Here is a 22,708-nt window from a genome sequence, read left to right as displayed (position 1 = left end):
GCTGCAATTTTGCAGGCATGCAGGCTTTTTGAAGGCCTTCCATATTGCAATGTTGCAATATGGAAGAGAAATATTGGTGGAATCGTTTTTTAACATATTGAAAATATTGCTTGTTATTTTTGTGGCACAGCCTTTGCTTATAACAGACCAAGAAATCAACAGGAGTTTCCCAATGGCAAACCATAAGATCACCATTTACCATGACGGTACCATCCTGACCATGGATGCGGACTTCCCCCAGGTCGAAGCGCTGGCCGTGATGGACGGGCGTATAGTGGCCACGGGCTCCCTGAAGGATGTGAAGCAGGCTGTGGGCGATGACGCCGACCTGGTCTCTCTGGAAGGGGGCACGCTGCTGCCGGGATTCATCGACGGGCACAGCCATTTTTGCAGCGGCGGCATGAACCGCCTGTATGCGGCCGACTGTGCCGTGGAGAATATGGAAGCCCTCAAGGAGAGCCTGCGTCGCAAGCTGCAAGACGACCGTCCCTCCCAGTGGGTCGTCGGGCACAGCTTCGACGAAAAGGGCATGGTGGAGCAGTGTTACCCCACCCGCGAGATCCTGGATGAAGTTTCCACGGACGTTCCCATCTTTTTCCGCCATGTGACGGGTCATACGGGCATCGCCAACAGCAAGGCCCTGGAGATCGCGGGCATCACCCGTGATACGCCCGATCCGGCCGGCGGAATCATCGGCCGTGATGCCCAGGGCGAGCCCAACGGCATCCTGGAAGGCATCCCGGCCCAGACCCTGGTGCGCAAGCACATCCCCGGCTTCACGCTGGACGAGATGCGTGCGGCCCTGGCTGACGACAGTGCCCGCTATGCCTCCTGCGGCATCACCACGGCGCAGGGTGGCCCGGCCTTTTCCCCCATGGATGCGGAACTGGGCCACAAGGTGACCGAGCTGGTCCTGGACTGCGCACACGACGGCACCCTGACCATTCGTACCGTGCTTTTCATCCGCGCCAATGACATGAGCCGCCTGGCTCCGTATCCCAACCATGTGCCCGGCACGGATCTTTCCGGCAACGGCCGGGTGACCATGGGCGCGGCCAAGCTGTGGGCCGACGGGGATCCGCGTGGGCACACCGGCTACTTCCTGGAGCCCTATCCCTTCGTGGATCCTGCCAAGGGCGCGGATTACCGTGGTGAATTCCTCTATACCGTGGACGAGCTGGTGGAAAAGATCCTGCCCATCCACAAGGCCGGCTGGCAGATCGCCATCCATGCCAATGGCGACGGTGGCATCGAAATCGTGACCCAGGCCTACGAGCGCCTGCAGCAGCTCCATCCCCGTCCCAACGCGCGGCACCTGGTCATCCATTGCCAGTATCCCAGCTACAGCCAGCTGCAGCGTCTCAAGGCTGCCGGGGCCTATCCCTGCTTCTTCATCAGCCCCCTGTACCACTGGGGCGAGATCCATGCCGGTTATGTGGGCGCGGACCGCGTGGCCCGCTTCTGCCCCTGCCATGACGCTGATGAACTGGGCCTGCCCTACAACCTGCATACCGACGCCCCCATCACGCCGGTGGATCCCCTGATCCAGGTCTGCACGGCCGTGACCCGCACCAGCCGCAAGGGCACCGTGTACGGGCCTGACCAGGCCGTGACGGTCATGTCGGCCCTCAAGGCCGTGACCATCCATGCTGCTTTCCTCAACTTCGAGGAGCATGTGAAGGGTTCCCTGACGCCCGGCAAGTACGCCGACATGGTCCTGCTGGCCGAGAACCCCCTGAAGGTCGCCCCCGAACATATCAAGGACATTGCCGTGCTGCGCACCTATGTGGGCGGCGATGTCGTGTACAGCCGCTCCTAGGATGGAGGAGATCATGGAAAACCAGTCCCTGATACATCGCGAGGCCAATTGCCTGTCCCGCTTCGACCGCCTGCCGGTCAAAAGCGAAATGCTGAAGATCATCGCCGTGCTGGCCGCGGTGAGCGTGGTGGAAGCCTTTGACCTGGGCCTGATCGGCCAGACCGTGCTGGTCCTCAAGCAGATCTGGAACCTCGGCCCGGCGGAGACCGGCCTGCTGGCCACCTGTTCCACCATCGGTGTGGTGCTGGGCACCTTCAGCTGCGGCTTCCTCTCTGACCGTTATGGCCGCAAGCGCGTCCTTTTCTGGGCCGTGTTCATCTTCACGGTCTTCACCTTCATGGGCCCCCTGATGGAGAACTTCTACTGGGTCGTGGCCATGCGCTTCCTGAGCGGCCTTGGTTCGGGCGCCGTCTTCCCTATCCCGTATCTGTACATCTCCGAACTGGTGGGGGCCAAGCAGCGCGGCGTCACTTTCGCCTACTGCAATTCCATCCTCGTGCTCTCCTATGTGCTGCCGTCTTCCTTCGGCGCCTGGGCCGTGGCCACCTTCCCGCTGGAAGTGGCCTGGAAGCTGCCCTTCCTCGTGGGCGGTATGCCCATCGTGATGCTGTACTTCATCCACAAGTACATGCCGGAATCTCCCCGCTGGCTCATGCGCCACAACCGTCATGACGAAGCCGAGGCCCTGGTGGAGCGTCTGGAAAGCAGCCTGGGCATGGAGCATGACAAGAACTACATGGATCCCACCATCCTGGCTGCCGTGAACGAAGCCCGCTCCGGCAACAAGCCCAAGGTCAGCTGGACCATGCTCTTCAAGCCCCCGTACCTGAGCCGCACCATCGTGTCCTACTCCATGTTCTCGGCCGCCCTGGTGTTCTGGTATGTGGTCATGGTCTATGCACCCACCATCCTCACGGGCAAGGGCTTCCAGATGTCCAGCTCCGTGCTGATGGGCGGCCTGATGATGGCCATCGGTGCCGTGGCCGGCATGGTCTGCGGCCACATGATCGAAAAGTACGGCCGCAAGCCCATGTACATCATTCTGGCCCTGCTGACCGCCGGTTGTAGCATCCTGCTGACCATGGTGGAAAGCCTCAATGCCTGGCTCATCGTAGGGACGGCCCTGGCCTTCTTCGGCAATGCCATCTTCTCCATCTGCAAGCTCTACATCGCCGAACAGTATCCCACGGAACTGCGCGGTACGGGCGCCGGTCTCGGCGAAGCCGTGAGCCGCATCTGCGGCGGCGTGCTGGCGGCCTACTTCATCGCCTTCCTCATCGCTTCCGGCAACCAGCACGCGGTGTTCTGGTTCCTGGCCATCTGCTACCTCGTCTCCACGGCGCTCCTGGCCATCTGGGGACAGGAGACCATGGGCAAGAGCGTGGACGCCACGGGCAGCTCCAGCGGCAAGTAGAGGATCGTACAACAAGAACAAACAACGGGCCTGCGGGCCCTGGAGGAACATACCATGTCGTGTGCCTGCACTTATTCCGAACAGGAACAGCTCCTTCTCGATACCATCGCCGGCAAGAGCAATCCCTATGCTGAAAAGCATCCCCGCCTGTACCGTCTGGTGGCTGCCTTTGAAGGCAAAAAGCCCCATATCGACGTGGAGCGCGCCCTGCTGTTCACCGAATCCATGAAGCAGACCGAAGGCGAACTGCTGGTGCTGCGCTGGGCCAAGGCCCTCAAGCACATCGGTGAGAACATGACCGTCTACATCGACGATGACCAGCTCATCGCCGGCCGTTGCGGCCAGCAGGGCGCCCGTTACGGCATCCTGTATCCCGAACTGGACGGCGACTATCAGGCGTCCGCCCTCAAGGAACTGCCCGGCCACGAGGCTTCTCCCTTCGACGTCAACGCCGAAGACGCCCGCGCCGTGGAAGAGATCATCACCCCCTACTGGAAGGACAAGACCTTCCATCAGGATCTGAACAGCCGTCTTGATCCCGAGTCCCACCGCCTGGCTTATGCCGACAAGGGCGGTTATATCTCCCGCTACATCTGCTGCGAAACGGCCTCCAACCGTTCCAGCCTGCAGTGGTGCCTGGACTGGGAACGCCTGTTCAAGCTGGGCTTCAAGGGCATCCGTGAAGAAGCCTTGGCCCGCATGGCCGAACTGGACCCCGACGATCCGGTGGACCAGAGCGAAAAGCGTCCCTACCTGGAGGCCATCGTCACCGTCAGTGAAGGTATCGTTACCTGGGCCCGCCGCCATGCGGAACTGGCTCGCCGCAAGGCCGCCGAAGAGACCGATCCCCGCCGCAAGCAGGAACTGATGACCATCGCTTCCAACTGCGAATGGGTGCCCGAGAACCCGCCGCGCACCTTCCATGAAGCCATCCAGGCCCACTGGTTCACCCAGGCTTTTGCCCGCCTGGAGCAGAAGATCAGCTCCAACCCCACCAACGGCCGCATGGACCAGCTTTTCTGGCCCTACTACCAGAAGGACCTGGCCGAAGGCCGCATCGACGAAGAAGGCGCCATCGAGCTCTTCCAGTGCATGTGGGCCAGCATGGCTCAGTGTCTGGACTTGGCCATCACGCCCTACAACAAGGCCACGCATGAAGGCTATTCCCACTGGGAAGCCGTGACCGTGGGCGGCCAGACCCGCGACGGCCGCGACGCCACCAACGAGCTGTCCTACATCATCATGCGTTCCAAGCGGGAATGCCCCCTGCATTATCCCGATTTGGCCGCCCGTGTGCACAGCCGTTCTCCCGAGCGCTTCCTGACCGCTGTGGCCGAGATGATCAAGCAGGGCTGCGGCTTCCCCAAGCTGCTCAATGACGACGAGATCATCCCCCTGCATCTGGCCAAGGGCGCGCCCCTGGAAGACATCTATGACTATGCCGCTTCCGGCTGCGCCGAGATCCGTATGCCCCGCGTGGACACCTACACCAGCGGCCATGCCCAGATGAACTTTGGTGCCGCCGTGGAATTGGTGCTCTACAACGGCCGCATGAAGAAGTACGGCGATGAGCTGCTGACCGTGGAGACCGGTGACGTGCGCAACTTCACCACCTGGGAAGAGTTCTGGCAGGCCTATGCCACCCAGCAGAACTACCTGATGCGTCACGCCTTCATGCAGCAGTACCACATCATCAAGGCCCGCGCGCAGCACTTTGCCACGCCCATCTCCGACGCCCTGCACGTGCTGGCCATGAAGGAATGCGTGGACCTGCACCAGGATCACCATTACGAAGGCGGCCTGGATCTCGGCTACTTCGAATGCCTGGGCTACAGTACGGCCATCGACTCCCTGTCGGCTGTCCGCAAGCTGGTCTTTGACGACAAGAAGCTGACCATGCAGGAACTGCTGGACGCGCTGGAATGCAACTTCGAAGGCAAGGAAGACGTCCGCAAGATGCTGCAGAGCGCCCCCTGCTACGGCAACAACGATGATTACGCCGACAGCATCGGTCTGGAGATCGACCGCCTGGCCCAGGAATTCAGCAAGAAGTACGCGCCCCGTCTGGGCATCAAGTGCGACTTCCGTATGGTGCCCTTTACCTCGCATGTGCCCTTCGGCCGCGTGGTCTCCGCCACGCCCAACGGCCGTAAGGCCTGGACGCCGCTGTCCGACGGGTCTTCCGCTTCGCACGGTGCCGACGTCAACGGGCCTACCGCGGTGCTGCTTTCCAACTTCAACTCCAAGAACTACAACATGTTCCAGCGTGCCGCCCGCCTGCTGAACATCAAGTTCACCCCCAGCTGCCTGGCCGGCAAGGAAGGTACCCGCAAGCTGGTGAGCTTCATCCGCGCCTTCGTTGACCTGCGGCTGTGGCATGTGCAGTTCAACGTGGTCAACCGCCAGACCCTGGTCAACGCCCAGAAGGATCCGGAAAAGTACCGCGGCCTCATCGTCCGCATCGCGGGCTACAGCGCCTACTTCACGGAACTGTCCAAGGATCTGCAGGACGACCTCATCGCCCGTACCCAGCACGAGCAGGTCTAGTAAATCGCCAATCCAACCTCAGGGAGGGGGCTTCGGCCCCCTTCCGCCTTTCGGGAGAGATGCCATGTCGGACAAGAATTGCGGCACCGTTTTCAACATCCAGCGCTATTCCGTGCATGACGGGCCGGGCATACGGACGCTGGTCTTCCTCAAGGGCTGTCCGCTGCGCTGTCTGTGGTGCAGCAATCCCGAATCCCAGGAGGCCGCCCCGCAACTGGCGTACAATGCGGACAAATGCCTTGGCTGCGGGCGCTGTGTGGCTACCTGTCCGCAACAGGCTCTGCGCCTTGAGCAGGACGGCATCCATCGGGACAGGGAACGCTGCGATCCCGCCTGCCGTGCCTGTGCGGAGGTTTGTCCGGGACAGGCGCTGACCTTTTACGGCAAGACCATGACGGCCCGCGAAGTGCTGGACAAGGTGGAGGAAGATGCCGCCTTTTACTCCCGCTCCGGTGGCGGCCTGACCCTGAGCGGCGGCGAGCCGTTGCAGCAGGGAGATTTTTGCCTCTCCATCCTGGAAGAGGCGGAACACCGGGCCGTGCATACCGCCATGGAAAGTTGCGGTCAGGCCCCGGAAGAGACCATCCTTGCCGCCTGCGGCAAGCTCGACTACCTTTTGTTCGACATCAAGCATCTGGATAGCGAGGCCCACAAAAAGGCGACCGGCATGGGCAATGAGCGCATCCTGCGCAACCTTGCGGCTGTGCGGAGGGCGTATCCGCATCTGCCCATCCACCTGCGTACGCCGCTCATCCCCGGTATCAATGATGACGAAGAGCTGATCCGGCGTATCATCGAACTGGCCCGTTCCATGGATGCCGTCCATTACGAGCTTTTGCCCTACCACCGTATGGGTGAGCAGAAATACCGCTTTTTGGGCAGGGAATATCCCTATGGCGGCCCTGCTCAGGTGGATGCCGGGATCCTGGCGCGCCTGCGGGGTATCGTCGAGGAAGTTTTCCCGGAAAAGGACTGATGTTCGCTTAAAATGCCGTCCATCTGCCGGATGGTAAATCCTCCAGTGCTGTCAGCATTGGAGGATTTTTTTATTTTTGCATATGGGGATATGTTGGTAAGAATACATGTACAGGCTATATGAAGAACATAGAATTCATTTTTTATTATCAATGTTATGCTGTCTATGATTGCTATTTGTCGCGTAAGTTTTTCCGAGAGAAGCGTGTCTAAGTTAAGTTTGAATGGCTAAAATAAATAAATTACATTTAAAATTGGGCAGTTATTTTAATGGTAGCACCCTTGAAATATTTCCCTCTTTTTGCTATCGCTGCCGTCGGCAGACAGAAAAGGGAAGAAGACAAATTTGGGTAAATAATAAAGGAAGTATTTTTTGTTGATACAGAAAATATTGTCTTTTGTATATAACAAGAAAATAACTACTGACTAACTTGAGGAGAATACTGTGAAAAACGTGTTAGTGCTGCTGCTTATGATGTTGGCGATACCTTTGAATGCATTCGCTTTTGATATTCGCGGCTGGTGGCAGCTTGAAGAGATGCCCTCCATCTTCATGAAGGTCAACGAAGAAAAGATATACGGCTTCAAGTATAGGATAAGCAAGGAGACTGATGAAAGAGTAGAGATCTTTGTCGATAACTCGGACGTTCCCTGCTATCTTGATAAGAAAGGCGAAGACAGGTTGTTGCTCATCAATGCCCTTGGAGAGCAGAAGTCCTATAAGCTGGTGACGCGTGATACCAGCCTTCCGCAAAAGGACGTACGGAAATTGTGCGGTATTGAAGAGTAGCCCTCCTGTGCGCCCAATATTGGGCGCAGGGGAGAGTGATTTTGGAATATGACGGCATGCCTGCAGAGCGGGTATGCCGTTTTTATGTATGGTTTGTGGAGACGGTAGCGTGTGCGGTGCGGTAGCAAGGTATGATAAATGAGATGATGACATAAGGATGCGTCTCAGCGTTGCCGTTTTTTAGAGAGGAGTTTTCAGCGCGGCAGGGGGAAGGTGTCCCGCTATATTCGTAGTACCGGATTACACGGCAGCCGGAGTAGCATGTCTGGGAGAGTGTGGTAGGGAGGGATCGCAGCTGAATAGTCGCTGGAAATGATACTACGGGTATTTTTTGAAAATGCCTTAAAACGAAAAAAGCCCTTACGATTTCTCGTAAGGGCATGATTTCGTTGGCGTCCCCAAGGGGATTTGAACCCCTGTCGACGGCGTGAAAGGCCGTTGCAGTGGGATTTACCTACTTTGATAAACTTTGATAAAATCTTATATTTCAATTGATTAAAGAAGTTTTTATTCGCTAAAAAGCCGCCGACATCGACTGGACTTTATGCTGCCTGTGGGGCATGGTGTGGGGCAGATGAAAATGAGGAACATCCTTATTTTCAATATGTTAAGCTGCATCATGCTGCGCATATGTGGGGCATGGAGCGTCAAACAGGGTAAAGGTCGGTATGGCAAGCAGAAAGCGGCAGTCAGTTGTTGGGTATGCAGGCGTCTATTTCGTGGAGGTCCTCCGGGCAGCAGGACACGGCACAGAAAAAATCTACTATATCCGCTATCGTAAGCAGGGAAAGCTCATTGAGGAAAAAGTCGGCGGGCAGTATCGTGACAATATGACCGCCGCCAAGGCTGCCTCCATCCGGGGCCTGCGTATCGAAGGCAAGGATGCCTCCAATGGCGAAAAAAGAGCCGCCGCCCGAGCCGCACGACAGGCTGAGGAATCCCGGTACTCCTTTAACAGGATTTGGGCCCTTTTTGCAGAAGCCAAGAGCGCCAACCGCACCATCAAGGATGATCGCATCCGTTATTCGCTGCACATTGCCCCGGCACTGGGTAAAAAGAGCATCCCGGAGCTGACTGTTCACGACATTGACAGACTGCGTTCCCGTCTGGAAAAGGCCGGAAAATCCCCGCAGACAGTCAAGCATGTCCTGACGCTGATCAAACGCCTGCTGAATTTTGCCTTGCGCAAGGGCTATGTGGAGGCGATTCCCGGCACATTGCATATTTCCATGCCGACGGTTGACAACAAGGTGACGGAAAACCTGACACCGGAACAGGCTCGAAAGCTCTTGCAGGCTCTGGATGAGGAACCGGATCAGACGCTGGCTTCGCTGGTTCGTCTGGCACTGTTTACCGGTATGCGACGCGGAGCCATTCTCAATCTGCAATGGCAGGATGTGGATTTTGAACGCGGTTTCATCACGTTACGCGGAGAAGTGGCCAAAAAGGGGAAAACCGAGACTATCCCCATGAATGAGCAGGCCAGAGCCATTCTTTCCTCTGTGCCACAGACACGCAGCCCCTATGTCTTTCCCGGCCGCTATGATGACAAACCGCGCGGGAATATCACGCCCTTTCTGAAACGTATAAAGAGAAAAGCGGGATTGCCGGAATCTTTCCGCCCCTTGCATGGCTTGCGCCATTCCTTTGCTTCCTGGCTGGCCAGTTCCGGGCAGGTTTCCATGTACGAGCTGCAAAAGCTGCTGACACACTCCAGCCCGCAGATGACGCAGCGCTATGCTCACTTGCATGATGATGCCCTGCGCAAGGCCTCCGAAGTCGCTTCCGGCTTGTTTGGCTCAGTGGAAACGCAGGGATAATGTGAGTTTTCCTGTAACAGTTGACAGAATGCAGGCAGGAAAGGCAGCTTCAGCTTCACCAGGGGGAATTCTCCCCGGGCGTCTGGCTCCTTTCTGCCTGCTCTGCTCAGTCTGGCAAGGGCCGCTGCGCTTTTCCCCTTGCCAGCCCTGCGCGGCTTCGGCATCCGGGAGCTGCGACGCTGGCTCCGGGGGGAATTTTTACCCGCTGCTGACCGGCAGGAACACTCTCCCTTCAGATATTCAGGAAATATATGGAACGATCCGATAAAAAACTTACCCTGTTGCAGAAAGGGACCTTGCAGAAAACGTTTGCTTTTCTTGTATACGCGTGTATTGCATCTTCTCTTGCATTTCTTCTTGATCATATAGATAAGTATACCTTTTTATCCCTGATTGAGCGTGCCTGTAACGAAGACCTTATCGTAAAGGAAAATTTTCCTGTCTTGCAACAGCTGATTGCAGCACGGACAGATCATGTTTTTACCCTCTATGCGGCATTACTTCTTGCCTGCGGATTTGTTGCATGGCGGATTATCCGCTGGGCAGGGCATGGGAACTGGTCAACGCCCGTGATGCTCGACAAGGCTGTTGAATTTAAATTTTGCATGAATGAACTGGGGATTGCCGATCCCGGCAGGGCTTTCGATATTGCCATACGCTATACGCTGCCCTTTTATATTTCTGCTGAGCCCTTGATTGATCCGGTAAAAGAGCATGTGAAAGCCAGATTCTATCCATACTCTTTCAATGCGGGCATGAGAGATATGGCCACACTTGAGCGTTGCCTTGGCAGGCAGACGCTTTGCCTTGCTGTGGAAGACTTTGTTGCACTGAAAAGCAGTTATCAGGATCAGCTTATTGCGGCGCATGTATCCACCATCGCAAATCTGAAGAAGCAGGCAGAAGGTCTTGAGGCTTCGCTCATTCTCGAAAGGGAGAGCTGCCGGAAGCAGCAGGAGGAACTTGCTGCGCTGCATGAGGAAAACAGGGAGCTGCAAAGAAAACAGCAAACATTGCAGGCACGGGACGGAAAGGGGCAGGAAACCCGCGATATCAGAAAAATTCCATTCTGGCGTGTTGCTGTCCCGACGATTGAGCGTCTGTTGAGAGATGCAGAGCCTGATACCGCCTACACACGTACGGAAATACAGCAGGCTTTTGAAGAGAAGCTTTCCCAACACCCGGAACTAAAGGGGGACATTGAAGCACTGCTTTCCACCGGCAGGAAAAAGGAAAGCGGAACTCCCTATGCGCTGGATGGGTGGGCGATGGAAATTATCCGGGCTGCACTTGGCAGACATGCCAGAAAGACGCCGGGAGCAGGAAAAGCACGCTGATTCTCTGAGGCCTGTTTCCATGAATATAGTGTGATGAACAGAACGTGATATTTTGCAACCTGTTGAAATAGCCTTCTCTTTCAAAGAATCTCCGGGTTTGGACAGAACCCGGAGATTCTTTTTTGTCCGCTGTTTCAGGCAGACAATTTTTTGCCTCAGGCAAAGCCCCTACACTCCCTTCAAAGCTCATGAGGCTGCATACAGCGCAGCTCAAATCATGCAGGGAGTGTCAAATGAACGAACGACAAAAACTCAACACGCAGGAAGCTGCCGCCTATCTGGGCGTTCAGCCCAATACGCTTGAGGTCTGGCGCTGCAAGCATAAAGGGCCGCGCTATGCCAAACTCGGCAGACGTGTTCTGTATGACATCAAGGACCTTGAGGCCTTCTTTGCTTCTCGCTCCATTGAGACGCTGGAAAGCAACGATACCAGACGCGGGCGGGGCAGGCATGAGTAGCGATCTCTTTCAGACGGTCAGAGATGGTTTGCAACCGCGTCTGGCGGATGTTCTTGCGGATATCCTACCGGGAGGGCGGATCGTCGGCAGAGAATACTGTTGCGCGTCTCTGGAGGGCGGACAGGGGAACTCCTGCCGCACCAATCTGCAAAACGGTGTCGGCAGCGACTTTGCCACCGGAGAACGCTGGTCGGACATCATCAGCCTTGCCGCGCAATGCTGGAGGCTGCGCCCCGGAGAGGCGGCACGAGAGCTGGCCCGGCGGTATGCGCTTTCTCCGGACTGCGCAACAACGTCTTCCCCTGCGCCGGCGCGTCCCTTTATTCCCCTGTTGCCTGTGCCTCCTTCAGCGCCGGAGCCGCCGCGTCGGCATGGACAGCTAGGGACGTATACGCGGCTTTGGCGCTATCTGGATGAGGCTGGACGCCTGCTTGCTTGTGTCGCGCGCTTTTCACGCGAAGACGGCAGCAAGGTCATTCTGCCTCTGTCCTATGGTCGGGAAGGGGGAACAGGCTTCCCCGGCTGGTTCTGGAAGGCCCTGCCGGAACCGCGCCCCCTGTATGGCCTGCATGGGCTCGCACTTCGCCCGGAAGCGCCGGTACTGCTGGTGGAAGGAGAAAAAACAGCGGATGCCGCACAGCGTCTTTTCCCGGAGTATGCTGTTCTGACATGGAGCGGCGGCGCAAACGCTGTTTGCCGATCTGCTTATGCGCCGCTGCGTTTCCGACGCGTCACGATCTGGCCGGATAACGATGCGCCGGGCTTTCGTGCGGTCTGTTCCCTGCTGACTGTTCTCGCAGAACAGGAGGTTGCGCCTTTGTGTGTTCTGCCCCCCTCCGAACTGCCCGAGGCATGGGATCTGGCGGATGAAGTTCCCGAGCATATGGATATAGGGCAGTGTCTGAAACAGGCCCTTCCGGCAGCGGATTTTTTGCGCCACGCGCAGGAACGTTTTCCGGGCCTGCACATCATGCAGGACGCACACCTGCGGACAGAGGAACCGGTGGAGCTGGAGCTGCACAGCTGGCCGATGTTTTCCTGGGAAGCCTGTCCCGGCATTCTGGGAGAATTTGTCCGGCTGGCCACGCGGGACAGCGAGGCGGACCCGGCAGCGGTCTGCATAACGGCACTAGTGCGCTTTTGTGCGGAAGTTTACGGGCTTGCTCCCAATTACGGGCCGCATATCCACGTCGGAGAAACTATCCACCCGCCCCGTCTTTTTGCCGTTATTTGCGGCAATTCCAGCAAGGCACGCAAGGGAACCTCCCGGCATCCGGTAAGTCGCCTTTTCGGGCGTCAGTTTTGCTGCCCTTCGGATCTGCAGGCATGGAAACTGCCTTTGCCCGCCCGGGAAAGCAGCGGCCCTCTTTCCACCGGAGAGGGACTGGCCTTCCATGTCCGGGAGGAATCTGATGCCGAACGGGAGCGCTGGCAGGCCGCCCACCCGGAAGAAGTTTTGCGCGAGAAAGGGGACAAGCGTCTGCTCGTCATGGATGAGGAGTTTGCCAGCGGACTGGCCTGCACACGGCGCGAAGGCAATACGCTTTCCATGGGCATCCGCAGTTTCTGGGATTCCGGCGATTATGCTCCCCTGACAAAGAATAATCCCATCACGGTGCGAGGCGCTCATATCAACATTCTGACGCATATCACCATGCAGGAGCTTGCCGTCAGTCTGGGAGATGTGCAGGCCTTCAACGGCTTTGGCAATCGCTTTCTCTGGATATGCGCCCGCCGGGCAAAGCTGGTTCCTCTGCCGTCTCCCATGCCGGAGGAGAAACTTGCTCCCCTGCAACAGGAGTTGTGGAGGCTGATCGCCCGGGCGCAGAAGCGCGGCCTCATGCGAATGAGCGAAAGGGGACTGACAGTCTGGAAAGAGGTCTACCCGGAACTGTCCCGAGAGCACATCGGCCTTGTGGGCTGTCTGATAAATCGTGCCGAGGCCCAGACATTGCGCCTTGCCCTTGTGTATGCCCTGCTGGATGGACAGGAGCAGATAGACGCCGGACATTTGCAGGCCGCGCTGGCCATGTGGAGCTATGCCCGGGCATCAGCCATGTACATTTTCGGCAGCCGGGGAGCAGACCCTCTGGAAGAGAAGGTTCTGGCCGCACTCCGGCGGGGGCCGATATCGGCAACGGAGCTGAGCCGGGTCTTTCACGGGCATGTCCCGAAAGAACGTTTGCAACCAGTCTTGCAGCAGCTGGAAGCCCAGCGGCGCATCAGTATTTCCCGGGAAAAGACCGGCGGACGTTCGCGTCTGATTCTCTGTCTGTGCGAAAAAAGCGAGTATAGAGAAATAAGCGAAAAAAGAGAATCTGGCGAAAAAAGAGGTGACGCATCATGAATCTTTTTTCGCTTATTTCGCTTTTTTCTTATTTCGCATTCTTCGCAAAGGGATATCCCCTGCCAGTCAAGGCAGCGTATCTGAAATACGGCGGCAGGCCGCAGAGCCAGCCTACCCGTTGTGGGCACACGCTGACGCGGTGCCCCCTGCCGGGGCTGGCGGGGGCGTGCCGCCCCTCGACCCCGCACAAAAGCCAAAGGCAGGAAAGGATATGAGCACAGCGGCAAGGCGCAGCGCATGGCTCAAGCTGCGCGTCACACCGAAGGAGAAAGAAGCCATTACTGCCAAGGCTACTATGCAGGGACAGACCGTTACGGATTTTCTGCGCCAACGGGCGTTGGACTATCGTCTGCGACAAACACCGCTGGAGAAAGAGCGTATCCGGCAGCTTGCGCGTATCGGGGCCAATCTTAACCAGCTTGCCCGCTGGGCCAACACATGGAAAAGCCGTGCCGAAGCTGTGGAGATTCTGACAGCGCTGGCCAGCCTTGAACGTGCGTTGCTTGCGAAAGACACACCCCCGCCCCCTCCCGGAGAGCCGTCATGTATATGAAGGTTTTTCCGCATGGACGAGGAAACGGCAGCGCGCCCACGCGCTATCTGGTACGGCCGGACTATCCGGGCCGGGACGCACATCCGCCGGAAGTCCTGCGCGGCGACGTGGAGCGCACGCGGGCGTTGATTGATTCGCTGGATACGACATGGCGTTTTACGGCCGGGGTTCTTTCCTGGCATCCCGAAGATAAGGTAACGCCGGAACAGGAGAGGCGCGTCATGGATGACTTTGAGGCTGTCGCCTTTGCCGGGCTGGAAGAAGACCAGCGGGCAATTCTCTGGGTTCGGCACAGCCACGCCGGGCATCATGAGTTGCATTTTGTGATTCCGCGCGTGGAGCTTTCCAGCGGGCGGGCCTTCAATCCATGCCCGCCCGGCTGGCAAAAGGATTTCGATGTCTTTCGCGACCTGCACAATATCCGGGAAGGCTGGGCCAGACCGGATGATCCGCAGCGGGCGCGCCTGTGTACGCCGGACCATGCCGATCTCCATGCGGCGCGTCTGCTGCGCTGGGGCAGAAAGCCCGGCAGAAATCAACGGGAGGAAAACCGGCAGGCTGTGCATGACTATGTGCTGACGCTTCTGGAGCAGGGAAAAATCCGCACGCGGAAGGACATCATTCAGGCTCTGGAGGAAGCCGGTCTGAAAATCGGCCGCATGGGAAAAAACTATCTCACTGTCCATGATCCGGAGGGCGGCGACAAGCTCCGCCTCAAGGGAGGTATCTATGCAGAACAGTGCATCCTCACTGGCCGAGAAACTGCGGGCCAGAACCGAGAAAGAAAGGCAGGCGACAGAAGCTCTGTTTCAGGAGAACTTTCACGCCTTGCAGCAGCATTTACAAGCGTCATCGAAAAACGCGCTGGCTACAACCGAAAACGCTATCCTCGAAAGCCTTGCACAGCTGGAGCAGAACATCAGCTCCCGCTGCCGGACTATGGGGACGGTATTCAGCCGTCCCTGTCGGCTGGCCCTGCTGTGGAGCTGTGCAATCCTGATTGTGTCGGTGCTGACCATCTGGGGCCTGCTGATGCTGTCACAGTACCGAATCAAGGCTCTGGAACAGGAGATTTCAAACCTGAGTGCCCGGCGGGAACAGTTGGAAGCGCAAAATGCCTCGCTCTGGAACTGCTTCAAGGGGCTGGAGCCGTATCAGGCCGAAGGCAAGAGCTACCTTCTGACACCAGCGGGACAGCAGATCGTCAATGCGGGCAAGGTGGGCCAACGGGACGCCTGGGAAGTGGTGCGGAGGTGACGCATGACCGAAATGGAAAGGATGCTGAAAGGAAGTCTACTGGCCCTGGAAGGAGAACTTGCCGCGAAGCTGCACCGGCAGGAATCATGGCTTTCCGGCCAGCAGACCCGCATGGAGGATCAGGGACGCCAGATTCAGGCCCTGCACCGGGAAATCCTTCAGTTACGGGAGGGACAGCAGACATTGATGCGGCACTTACAGCGTTTGAGCGCCGTACACGAGAGCTTGTTGCCTGCGCTGACGCGCTTGAACAGCGCCTTGCACGGCAAATAGCAATGCCCCGCCCGCGATACCATACGCGCGGGCGCTGACAGACGCTCCGGGAAGGCTGTTCCTTGAAAGGGCCTTCCCGGAGCAAAAAGCGTTTTTTTGTTGTCCGGGAAAAATCTTTTCTCTATGCTGAAATCGATATGTCTCAACACGTCAGCCTCATGAACTGACTCCCTATCAAGGGGGAAAAGGATAGTGCATGAAATACATCTCCGTCCGCTTTGTCTGCCGCATGCAGACCAGAGGCAGTTTTTCTGCCTACAAGGGCTCCATGCTGCGCGGCACGCTGGGGGCCAGTCTGCGCCGCGCTGTCTGTATGACGCAAAAAACCGAATGCTGCCGCTGCATGCTGTGCGGAACGTGCATCTTTCCCCGTCTTTTCACTGCGGCATCCGCGCCCAAAGGTAGCGGCACCGCCCCGCAGCTGCCGCCGCCCTTCTGCATCGAGCCTTCCCGGGACAGACAGACGGAATATGCGGCGGGCGACAGTTTTTCCTTTGCTCTGAAACTCTTTTCCTACGCCACGGACTATCTGCCCTATTTCATTCATGCCTTCACGCTGGCCGGACAGCACGGCATGGGCCGGGGCACGGAGCAGGGACAGGGCAAATTCTGTATTGAGGACGTGCTTCAGAGCGAAACGTCCGTCTACGACGCCCGGGAAGAACGGCTCCATGATGTCGCGGCACAGGAACTGCCGCTTCCCGAGCCGTGCCCGGCTGGCCCTGAAGGGCAGGTGATATGCCGATTTGTAACGCCCCTGCGATTCAAAGCGGCAAACCGCCTGTCGACCACGCTGGACTTTGCAACCCTCATGCGCCTGATTATCCGACGCATCAAGAGTCTCTGCGCGTTGGACGATGTAGCTTTCCGCCTTCCACCAAAGGACTTTACAGCCCTGATCCGTACGGCATCTTCCGTGCGCGTCGAGGAAAACGCTCTGCGCTGGGAAGACTGGAACCGCTACTCCGGCCGACAGCAGACCGTCATGCAGCTGGGAGGCCTGACCGGCCATATTGTCTATCAGGGGCCCGTCACGGTCTTTGCGCGCTATCTCGACTTTGCCAGCCGGGTACATATAGGCAAACAGAGCAGCTTTGGCCTTGGCGCGCTCGTACTGGACAATCTGTCATGAAGCGCGTCCTGCTGGCCGTCTGCGGTCTGACGCCGCAAATCATCACGGAAACTCTGTACGCTCTGCATTACGAAGGCCGTCTGCCGCAGCGGGTTGTCGTGCTGACGACGCGCGCCGGTCGGGAACGCTGTCTGAATACGCTCTTTGACGGGCCGGGCATGCTGCACCGCTTTTTTGACGACTACGGCATTGCCCCGTCTGCCTGTCGATTCGGCAGGGAAGACATCCTGACGCCCGCGCCCCCGGCGGATGATATTGCCACGCTGGAAGAAAGCGAGGCTTTTCAGACGCTCTGTATGGAACAGACCCGTCTGCTCGCCGGAGAACCAGACGTAACCGTGGACTTTTCCATTGCCGGAGGGCGCAAGACAATGGGCGCAAGTCTGGCTCTGGCGGCGCAGTGTTATGCGGGAGCCGAAGACAGGCTCTTTCATGTGCTGGTGTCCCCCGCATTTGAATCGCAGCCGGACTTTTTCTATCCGCCGCCCGGCGGTGTCCTCCTGCCGCGTCCGGCTCCCCGTCCGCCGCTGGATACGCGGGACGCCCACGTCACGCTGGCAGTGCTGCCCTTTGCGCGCCTGCGCCCCTGGCTTCCGCCGCACCTTCTGCAACAGCCGCAAGCGCCGGAAAGCCTGCTTGCCAGCCTCGATATGGCACAGATGCCTGTGCTGCGCCTGAACACAAAGCAGCGTTGCGTCTCGGTACAGGGAAAAAACTGTATTCTGCCGCCAGTGGAATTCTCCATATTGCTTTATTTTGCTCTGCGTAAACGGAATTTTCCCTGTTCCGGAAGCTGCCAAGACTGCGGCAATGAGTGTTTTATGGAACTGCAAACATTTTTTGCCGAGAGTGACAGCCTTGCGGAGCTCTATCGCCATATTCGCATTTCAGCGGCTGCGAGCAGCACAACAGGCATTCTGAATCTTTCCGCGGAAAATTTCAGAACCTACAAGGCAAAGCTCCATCGGTATCTGCGATGCGCTCTGGGGATGGACGCCCCCTGCGCGGAAATTGCCTCGCTGGGCGCGCGCCCCCACGTCCGCTACGGGCTCCGTCTGCCCCGCTCCCGGATTATTGTGGAACAGGGCTGACGGTAACGTTACCAATGCCCCTCCGCCCTGTACATTCCGCGTGGCATCATGCTACAGACAGCAGTGAAAATGCGGCGCAACGCCGCCCGGCCCAGAGTGAGCGGAAAAAATGCGCTTTTTCCGCGAAACGACAGGCCGTATGGTTTGAAATGCGAAGCATTGCAAACTGAAAATGCTCTTGTTCCGGCATGACCGCCCCGAACCAACTCCGGCACAGAAGGAGAAAGCGCATGAAGCATGAACTCGCCGTGCTTGCGGCATGGCTGCACGATATCGGCAAGTTTGCCCAGCGGGCAGGCGCTCCGGCATCCGCGGGCCTGGAGCAGGAAATCTGTCCGCAGGGAGAAACGCACCGTCATGTCCTGTATACGGACTATTTTATCGAAAACGTGCTTCCCCTGCCGCCGGAAATGGAGGGACTGCGCGGCGGGCTGGCCCGCATGGCCGCCGCGCATCACCGCCCGGACAGCGCCTCCCGCGAGGAAACCGCTCTGCAACGGGCCGACAGGCTCTCGTCCGGCGGGGATCGTCGGGAAGGGGATGCAGGCGGCAACTACCGTACAGCCCGTCTGGAATCCGTCTTTCACAGCATCCGCCTGGGAGATAGCGGGCCTGAAAAGGACGCCGCGCCCCTGCGCTACCGTCTGCTGCCGCTGGATGACGAGGAGAGCAATCCCCTTTTCCCCTGCGCGGCAACGGACGACAGTGGAGCCTATGCCGATCTGTATGCGGACTTCTGCAAGGCGCTGGCTGCCCTGCCGGTAAAATTGGGCTTCCGGCACTATCTGCACTCGCTGACAACCGTGCTGGAGCGCTTTACCTGGTGCATTCCTTCATCCACCTACGGTACCCGCGCGGACATTTCGCTCCATGATCACGCGGCCACCACGGCGGCTATTACGCAGGCCCTGCTGGCCTGTCCTGAAGGGCAGGAACGTTTTCTGCTCTTTGGCGCGGACCTGGGCGGCATCCAGAAATTCATCTTCGGCGAGGCCTCCCATGCGGACGGCGGCGACAAGGGAGCGGGAAAGCTGCTGCGGGCGCGCTCCTTTCTGTTGCAGGCGCTGACGCATTCCGTCTGGCTGGTGCTGCTGGAACGTCTGGAACTGTCCCATGCGGCCCGTATCATGGATGCGGGTGGACGCTTCGTACTGCTGCTGCCGGACACGCCGACAACGCGGACCGAACTCGACAGACTGGAACGCGAGACGGAACGCTGGCTGCTGGACAGTTTTCAGGGCAGTGTGCGCATGACCTTTGCGCGTCTGCCGCTGGAGCCGGACGATCTGCTGCGGGAACGCTTCGTGATGTGCTTTGAGCAGTTCAACGACGCACTGGAACAGGCCAAACTGCGCCCCTTTTCCGGCCTTTTCGGGGAACACGTGTCCCCGGTGCTGCCGGTGGACCATGAAGCCTACCGGCAGTTCGGCGAATGCGAACTGTGCCGCAGGCGTCCGGCAACGGCCCCGCAGGAGGAAGAGGAAGCGCCCATGTGCGCCCAGTGCCGTCATCTGGTGCGACAGGTGGGGCGGCGTCTGCCCCGGGCGCGCTATCTGGTACTGAATCGCCGTCCGGGCGGACTGCCGCTGTTCGGCGGGCTGTATCTGCGGCTGGAGGAACACGCGCCCGATACGGGCGAAGCTCTGGATATCGTATCCATCCGGGATCGCACGGCCTTTTCCGCCATGCCCATAGCGGGCTTTATTCCCACGGTGCGGGAAGACGATCTGCAACGCTGGCAGAAGGAGGGCCGTCTGCGGCGGGAGAGCGACGCCCTGTTTCTTGCCGGGGAAGAATGCCGTGCGGGCGAGCCCAGAACCTTTGCCATGCTGGCCGAGGAGGCCCGCATTCCCCCGCAGAAGGAGGGCCAGGCATGGCGCTCCGTCGCCTGTCTTGCGGCCTGCAAGGCGGACGTGGACAATCTGGGGCTGATTTTCGGCATGGGCTTCGGCACGGGCGGGGACAGCCGCTTTTCCATCTCTCGCTTTGCCATGCTCTCCCGGATGATGAACCATTTCTTCGGGGCGCATCTCATGCGGGTCATAGAACGGGAGTTCCCCGATATTTACGTCATCTTTGCCGGAGGGGACGATCTCTTTGTGCTGGGGCCGTGGTCGGAAGTCGTGGACTTTGCCCTGCGCCTGCAGGCGGATTTTACCGCCTTCTCAGGCGGCAACCCCGCGGTAACTCTGTCCGCCGGGCTGCCGGTGGTCAAGCCGCGTCTGCCCCTGCGCGCCCTGCGGGAGGCGGCGGAAGCGGCGCTGGAGCAGTCCAAGGAAGAGCCGGGCAAGAATGCGGCCACGCTGTTCGGCGTTTCCGCCCCCTGGCCGCTGTTCCAAAGTCTGCTGGACGACGGACGCTGGCTGGAAGACCTGTGCCTGCGCGGCGTACTGACGCAGGGGCTGCTGCGCCGTCTGCTGGGCTATGCGCGGGACTGCCGGGACTTTGCCGCCGGCGGCGCCATCCGCAAGGGCTTGTATCTGTCGCACATGGCCTACGATCTGGCCCGCAACTTTAAAAACTCGTCGGACACGGCCGACGACTTGCAACGTCTGAAGGCCCTCGGGCAGGACTCGCGCAAATTCCCCCGGGCCGAGCCGGGCATTGTCTGGGCGCTGTACCGCACCCGCATTTCCTCATGAGGAGCAAGAGCATGGTCAACTACTATCTGAACGACAGCGCCATTGATCCCGCATGGATGGACAAAAAGGCGCAGGCAGCGGCGGAATCCTTTTTCAACGGCGGCAAGAAGCTCGCAGCCTCGCAGCTGCGCAAGTTCTACGGCGACGTCAAGACGCTGGAGCGGCAATGGCTGAACAGCGGCGGCGATGACGCCGCCTTTCCCGCCGTGCTGCCGCTGATCAAGCTGCTCAAGGCCAAGGCCAATTATGCCTGCAAGCGAAACGTGGTTCCCGACGCCTTCCGCAACTGGCTCTGCGAGCATGTGGACAGCGTCAATTCCGCCCGCGATTTCCGGGCCTTTGCCCTGCACTTCGAGGCCGTGGTCGGTTTCAGCTACGGGTGCGCGCCTGCCAATTACAACTGATGCGGAAAGGAGGAAAACGCGCATGAAACTGTGTGCCATTCATTCCATTACGGGCCGAATCTGTCTGCGCTCCGGCCTGCATATCGGCGCGGGCAAGGATACGGTGGAAATCGGCGGGCTGGATCAGCCCATCGTCAAAAATCCGCTGAACGGCGAACCCTATATTCCCGGCTCGTCCCTCAAGGGCAAGATGCGTTCTCTGCTGGAAACGGCTGTCTTCATGGGGAAAAACGAGGCAACGCGTAACGCCGTTACCAGCGGCAAGCCCTGTGACTGCGGCCTGCCGTCCTGCCCTGTCTGCACGCTGTTCGGATCACACAAGCCCCCCACGGAATGCGATCCGCAGCTCGGCCCCACGCGCATGCTGGTGCGGGACGCCTGCCTAACGCCGGAATATGCGCGCCTGTTCCGCGAAGGCAGGCTGCCCATGGAAATCAAAAACGAAAACATCATCCATCGCGTCAAGGGCGTGGCCGACCATCCGCGCCCGCTGGAGCGCGTGCCCGCCGGGGTCTGCTTTGATCTCAACATAGCCCTCAAGGTCTATGAAAACGACGCGCCGAATCTGGCGGACTGGATATTCCGGGGCCTGCGCCTTGTGGAGCTGGACGCCCTCGGCGGCTGCTCCTCGCGCGGTTGCGGACAGGTGGCCTTTGAGGACATGGCCCTGAACGGCTCGCCTGTGGATATGTCCGCCTTCAGTACCTTTTAAAACATTTTCAGCTTGAAGAACTTCGCATTTCAAACAATACGGCCTGTCATTTAGCGGAAAAAACGTGCTTTTCCGCCTAGTTCAGGCCGGGCGGCGCTGTGCCGCCGTCTCGCGTTTCACCTTTTTCAAAGCTGAAAAGCTCTGGAGCATTTTCAGCGGAGGTTCGCCGCATGAGGCTGCACCGATTCCTGCTCCGTCCCCTTGCCCCGTGGGCAACGCCCCTGCGCAGCGACACCCTGTACGGACTGCTGCTCTGGCGCATTGCCGAACGACAGGGGGACGAAGCCTGCCGCCATGCCATTACGGCTTTTCTTGAGGGAAAGCCGCCCTTTGTGCTGTCGTCGGCCCTGCCGGAAGGCAGCGTCTTTGCCCCGCGTCTGCCACCCGTGCCCCGCGCCCGCTTCCGGCAATGGGTGGAAGAAGGCGCGATTGTCGATGCGGCGGGCGTGCCTCTGGCGCTCATGGCGGCCCTTCAGGCCTTCAAACGCTTTCGTAAGCAAACCCATCTGCCGCTTGCCGACTGGCAGAAACTGGCGGGAGCGCTTTCCGTGCGCCGCCTGTTTGCCTCCTTCTGCTCCCGCAGCGCCCCGGAGCAGCACAGCAGCGCCCCAGACGGCAGCGTGGAACCGCACGTCAGCATTGATCGGCGCAGCGGCGGCGCGCTGGAAGGCGGCCTGTACTTCAACCGCCTGCGCTGGTTCCGGCAGGATGCCCGCCTGCATCTTTATGCCCGTACCGACAGCCCGGAAACGCTGCTTTCCCTGCTGGCGGAAGCCGGGGAGCTAGGTTTCGGCAAGGATGCGGCGCTGGGCAAGGGACGCTTTGCCGTACAGGCGGATACGGACTTCCGCGCCGGAACGCTGGACAACGACGGCCCCTCCTCCCTGTTGCTTTCGGTCTGCGCGGCCCCGGACATGGCGGCCCTGCAAGGCTGGTACGCTACGGAAATAAAACGCGGCAAAGTCTGGGGCGGCGGCAGCCCCTTCAAGAATCCGCTGCTGCTCCTGAGCGAGGGCAGTCTGCTGCACCGCCTGCCGGAAGGGCCGTTCGTGCTGCAACATATTCATCCCCATGCCCGCATCGTGCAGATAACGCATCCGCTGACCCTGCCCTGCCGCATGGCCGAGGAGGTCTGAC

18 protein-coding genes, 1 tRNA gene and 1 pseudogene are annotated in these 22,708 nt (G+C 59.1%); 19 read left to right on the top strand and 1 reads right to left on the bottom strand.

Annotated elements, in window-relative coordinates:
- The first annotated feature begins 172 nt into the window (after nt 1–172).
- From ACQRBR_RS01885 to ACQRBR_RS01865, 5 genes are all read left to right on the top strand, one after another.
- A complete protein-coding gene (locus tag ACQRBR_RS01885) occupies nt 173–1,819 on the top strand; it encodes an amidohydrolase (RefSeq protein ID WP_427812162.1) in 1,647 nt (548 codons plus the stop codon).
- 13 nt (nt 1,820–1,832) lie between these two features.
- Nucleotides 1,833–3,233, top strand: a complete 1,401-nt coding sequence (locus ACQRBR_RS01880; protein WP_303878615.1) for an MFS transporter — start codon at nt 1,833–1,835, stop codon at nt 3,231–3,233.
- A gap of 54 nt (nt 3,234–3,287) precedes the next feature.
- Nucleotides 3,288–5,780, top strand: coding sequence for a (2S)-3-sulfopropanediol dehydratase (hpsG, locus tag ACQRBR_RS01875; protein WP_427812161.1), 2,493 nt, complete (start codon nt 3,288–3,290; stop codon nt 5,778–5,780).
- A gap of 64 nt (nt 5,781–5,844) precedes the next feature.
- Nucleotides 5,845–6,756: a glycyl-radical enzyme activating protein gene (locus ACQRBR_RS01870; protein WP_427812160.1), complete on the top strand. Its 912-nt coding sequence runs from the start codon at nt 5,845–5,847 to the stop codon at nt 6,754–6,756.
- A 444-nt stretch (nt 6,757–7,200) separates the two neighbouring features.
- The gene (locus tag ACQRBR_RS01865; RefSeq protein WP_303878629.1) at nt 7,201–7,545 is read left to right on the top strand and encodes a hypothetical protein; all 345 of its coding nucleotides are present in this window, start codon (nt 7,201–7,203) and stop codon (nt 7,543–7,545) included.
- Nucleotides 7,546–7,935: 390 nt separating this feature from the next.
- On the opposite strand, the gene ACQRBR_RS01860 is transcribed toward ACQRBR_RS01865, so the two are convergent.
- Nucleotides 7,936–8,016: transfer RNA gene (locus tag ACQRBR_RS01860), tRNA-Glu, on the bottom strand.
- A gap of 197 nt (nt 8,017–8,213) precedes the next feature.
- Here ACQRBR_RS01860 and ACQRBR_RS01855 point away from each other — a divergent pair.
- The 14 genes and pseudogenes from ACQRBR_RS01855 to csm4 all read left to right on the top strand — a co-directional run bounded on the left by ACQRBR_RS01855 (nt 8,214) and on the right by csm4 (nt 22,707).
- A complete protein-coding gene (locus ACQRBR_RS01855; RefSeq protein ID WP_427812159.1) occupies nt 8,214–9,365 on the top strand; it encodes a tyrosine-type recombinase/integrase in 1,152 nt (383 codons plus the stop codon).
- A 251-nt stretch (nt 9,366–9,616) separates the two neighbouring features.
- Nucleotides 9,617–10,702, top strand: a complete 1,086-nt coding sequence (locus ACQRBR_RS01850) for a hypothetical protein (protein ID WP_427812158.1) — start codon at nt 9,617–9,619, stop codon at nt 10,700–10,702.
- A gap of 233 nt (nt 10,703–10,935) precedes the next feature.
- Entirely contained in the window at nt 10,936–11,160 is a 225-nt protein-coding gene (locus ACQRBR_RS01845; RefSeq protein ID WP_300646294.1) for a helix-turn-helix domain-containing protein, read from the top strand.
- Nucleotides 11,153–13,507, top strand: coding sequence for a DUF6371 domain-containing protein (locus ACQRBR_RS01840; protein ID WP_427812157.1), 2,355 nt, complete (start codon nt 11,153–11,155; stop codon nt 13,505–13,507). Before ACQRBR_RS01845 ends, ACQRBR_RS01840 begins: the two co-directional genes overlap by 8 nt.
- 211 nt (nt 13,508–13,718) lie before the next feature.
- Nucleotides 13,719–14,060: a plasmid mobilization protein gene (locus tag ACQRBR_RS01835; RefSeq protein ID WP_427812156.1), complete on the top strand. Its 342-nt coding sequence runs from the start codon at nt 13,719–13,721 to the stop codon at nt 14,058–14,060.
- A pseudogene (locus tag ACQRBR_RS01830) lies at nt 14,051–14,422 on the top strand (relaxase/mobilization nuclease domain-containing protein); the annotation flags it as partial. The gene ACQRBR_RS01835 and the pseudogene ACQRBR_RS01830, both read left to right, overlap by 10 nt.
- Before the next feature lie 367 nt (nt 14,423–14,789).
- A complete protein-coding gene (locus ACQRBR_RS01825) occupies nt 14,790–15,317 on the top strand; it encodes a hypothetical protein (protein ID WP_427812261.1) in 528 nt (175 codons plus the stop codon).
- Nucleotides 15,318–15,320: 3 nt separating this feature from the next.
- Nucleotides 15,321–15,590 carry a hypothetical protein gene (locus tag ACQRBR_RS01820; RefSeq protein WP_427812260.1) on the top strand — a complete coding sequence of 90 codons (270 nt, stop codon included), beginning with the start codon at nt 15,321–15,323 and terminating at the stop codon, nt 15,588–15,590.
- Nucleotides 15,591–15,786: 196 nt separating this feature from the next.
- Nucleotides 15,787–16,722, top strand: a complete 936-nt coding sequence (gene cas6 / locus ACQRBR_RS01815) for a CRISPR system precrRNA processing endoribonuclease RAMP protein Cas6 (RefSeq protein ID WP_427812155.1) — start codon at nt 15,787–15,789, stop codon at nt 16,720–16,722.
- Entirely contained in the window at nt 16,719–17,813 is a 1,095-nt protein-coding gene (gene csm6, locus ACQRBR_RS01810; protein WP_427812154.1) for a CRISPR-associated ring nuclease Csm6, read from the top strand. Before cas6 ends, csm6 begins: the two co-directional genes overlap by 4 nt.
- Before the next feature lie 230 nt (nt 17,814–18,043).
- Nucleotides 18,044–20,455 (top strand): type III-A CRISPR-associated protein Cas10/Csm1, encoded by a 2,412-nt coding sequence (cas10, locus tag ACQRBR_RS01805; protein ID WP_427812153.1) that lies wholly within the window; start codon nt 18,044–18,046, stop codon nt 20,453–20,455.
- 11 nt (nt 20,456–20,466) lie between these two features.
- Entirely contained in the window at nt 20,467–20,859 is a 393-nt protein-coding gene (gene csm2, locus ACQRBR_RS01800) for a type III-A CRISPR-associated protein Csm2 (RefSeq protein WP_412627519.1), read from the top strand.
- 22 nt (nt 20,860–20,881) lie between these two features.
- The gene (csm3, locus tag ACQRBR_RS01795; protein ID WP_427812152.1) at nt 20,882–21,571 is read left to right on the top strand and encodes a type III-A CRISPR-associated RAMP protein Csm3; all 690 of its coding nucleotides are present in this window, start codon (nt 20,882–20,884) and stop codon (nt 21,569–21,571) included.
- 170 nt (nt 21,572–21,741) lie between these two features.
- The gene (gene csm4, locus ACQRBR_RS01790) at nt 21,742–22,707 is read left to right on the top strand and encodes a type III-A CRISPR-associated RAMP protein Csm4 (RefSeq protein WP_427812151.1); all 966 of its coding nucleotides are present in this window, start codon (nt 21,742–21,744) and stop codon (nt 22,705–22,707) included.
- Nucleotide 22,708 lies beyond the last annotated feature (1 nt).

This window comes from Desulfovibrio sp. SGI.133 (assembly GCF_050313955.1).
Lineage (GTDB): Bacteria > Desulfobacterota > Desulfovibrionia > Desulfovibrionales > Desulfovibrionaceae > Desulfovibrio.
The sequence above is the reverse complement of the archived record's forward strand: the minus strand, read 5'-3'. Positions and strand labels throughout refer to the sequence as shown.

Excerpts from the sequence above, each read along its gene's own strand:
- ACQRBR_RS01885 (WP_427812162.1), top strand. The coding sequence starts at position 173 with ATGGCAAACCATAAGATCACCATTTACCATGACGGTACCATCCTGACC.
- ACQRBR_RS01880 (WP_303878615.1), top strand. The coding sequence starts at position 1,833 with ATGGAAAACCAGTCCCTGATACATCGCGAGGCCAATTGCCTGTCCCGC.
- hpsG (WP_427812161.1), top strand. The coding sequence starts at position 3,288 with ATGTCGTGTGCCTGCACTTATTCCGAACAGGAACAGCTCCTTCTCGAT.
- ACQRBR_RS01870 (WP_427812160.1), top strand. The coding sequence starts at position 5,845 with ATGTCGGACAAGAATTGCGGCACCGTTTTCAACATCCAGCGCTATTCC.
- ACQRBR_RS01855 (WP_427812159.1), top strand. The coding sequence starts at position 8,214 with ATGGCAAGCAGAAAGCGGCAGTCAGTTGTTGGGTATGCAGGCGTCTAT.
- ACQRBR_RS01850 (WP_427812158.1), top strand. The coding sequence starts at position 9,617 with ATGGAACGATCCGATAAAAAACTTACCCTGTTGCAGAAAGGGACCTTG.
- ACQRBR_RS01845 (WP_300646294.1), top strand. The coding sequence starts at position 10,936 with ATGAACGAACGACAAAAACTCAACACGCAGGAAGCTGCCGCCTATCTG.
- ACQRBR_RS01840 (WP_427812157.1), top strand. The coding sequence starts at position 11,153 with ATGAGTAGCGATCTCTTTCAGACGGTCAGAGATGGTTTGCAACCGCGT.
- ACQRBR_RS01835 (WP_427812156.1), top strand. The coding sequence starts at position 13,719 with ATGAGCACAGCGGCAAGGCGCAGCGCATGGCTCAAGCTGCGCGTCACA.
- ACQRBR_RS01825 (WP_427812261.1), top strand. The coding sequence starts at position 14,790 with ATGCAGAACAGTGCATCCTCACTGGCCGAGAAACTGCGGGCCAGAACC.
- ACQRBR_RS01820 (WP_427812260.1), top strand. The coding sequence starts at position 15,321 with ATGACCGAAATGGAAAGGATGCTGAAAGGAAGTCTACTGGCCCTGGAA.
- cas6 (WP_427812155.1), top strand. The coding sequence starts at position 15,787 with ATGAAATACATCTCCGTCCGCTTTGTCTGCCGCATGCAGACCAGAGGC.
- csm6 (WP_427812154.1), top strand. The coding sequence starts at position 16,719 with ATGAAGCGCGTCCTGCTGGCCGTCTGCGGTCTGACGCCGCAAATCATC.
- cas10 (WP_427812153.1), top strand. The coding sequence starts at position 18,044 with ATGAAGCATGAACTCGCCGTGCTTGCGGCATGGCTGCACGATATCGGC.
- csm2 (WP_412627519.1), top strand. The coding sequence starts at position 20,467 with ATGGTCAACTACTATCTGAACGACAGCGCCATTGATCCCGCATGGATG.
- csm3 (WP_427812152.1), top strand. The coding sequence starts at position 20,882 with ATGAAACTGTGTGCCATTCATTCCATTACGGGCCGAATCTGTCTGCGC.
- csm4 (WP_427812151.1), top strand. The coding sequence starts at position 21,742 with ATGAGGCTGCACCGATTCCTGCTCCGTCCCCTTGCCCCGTGGGCAACG.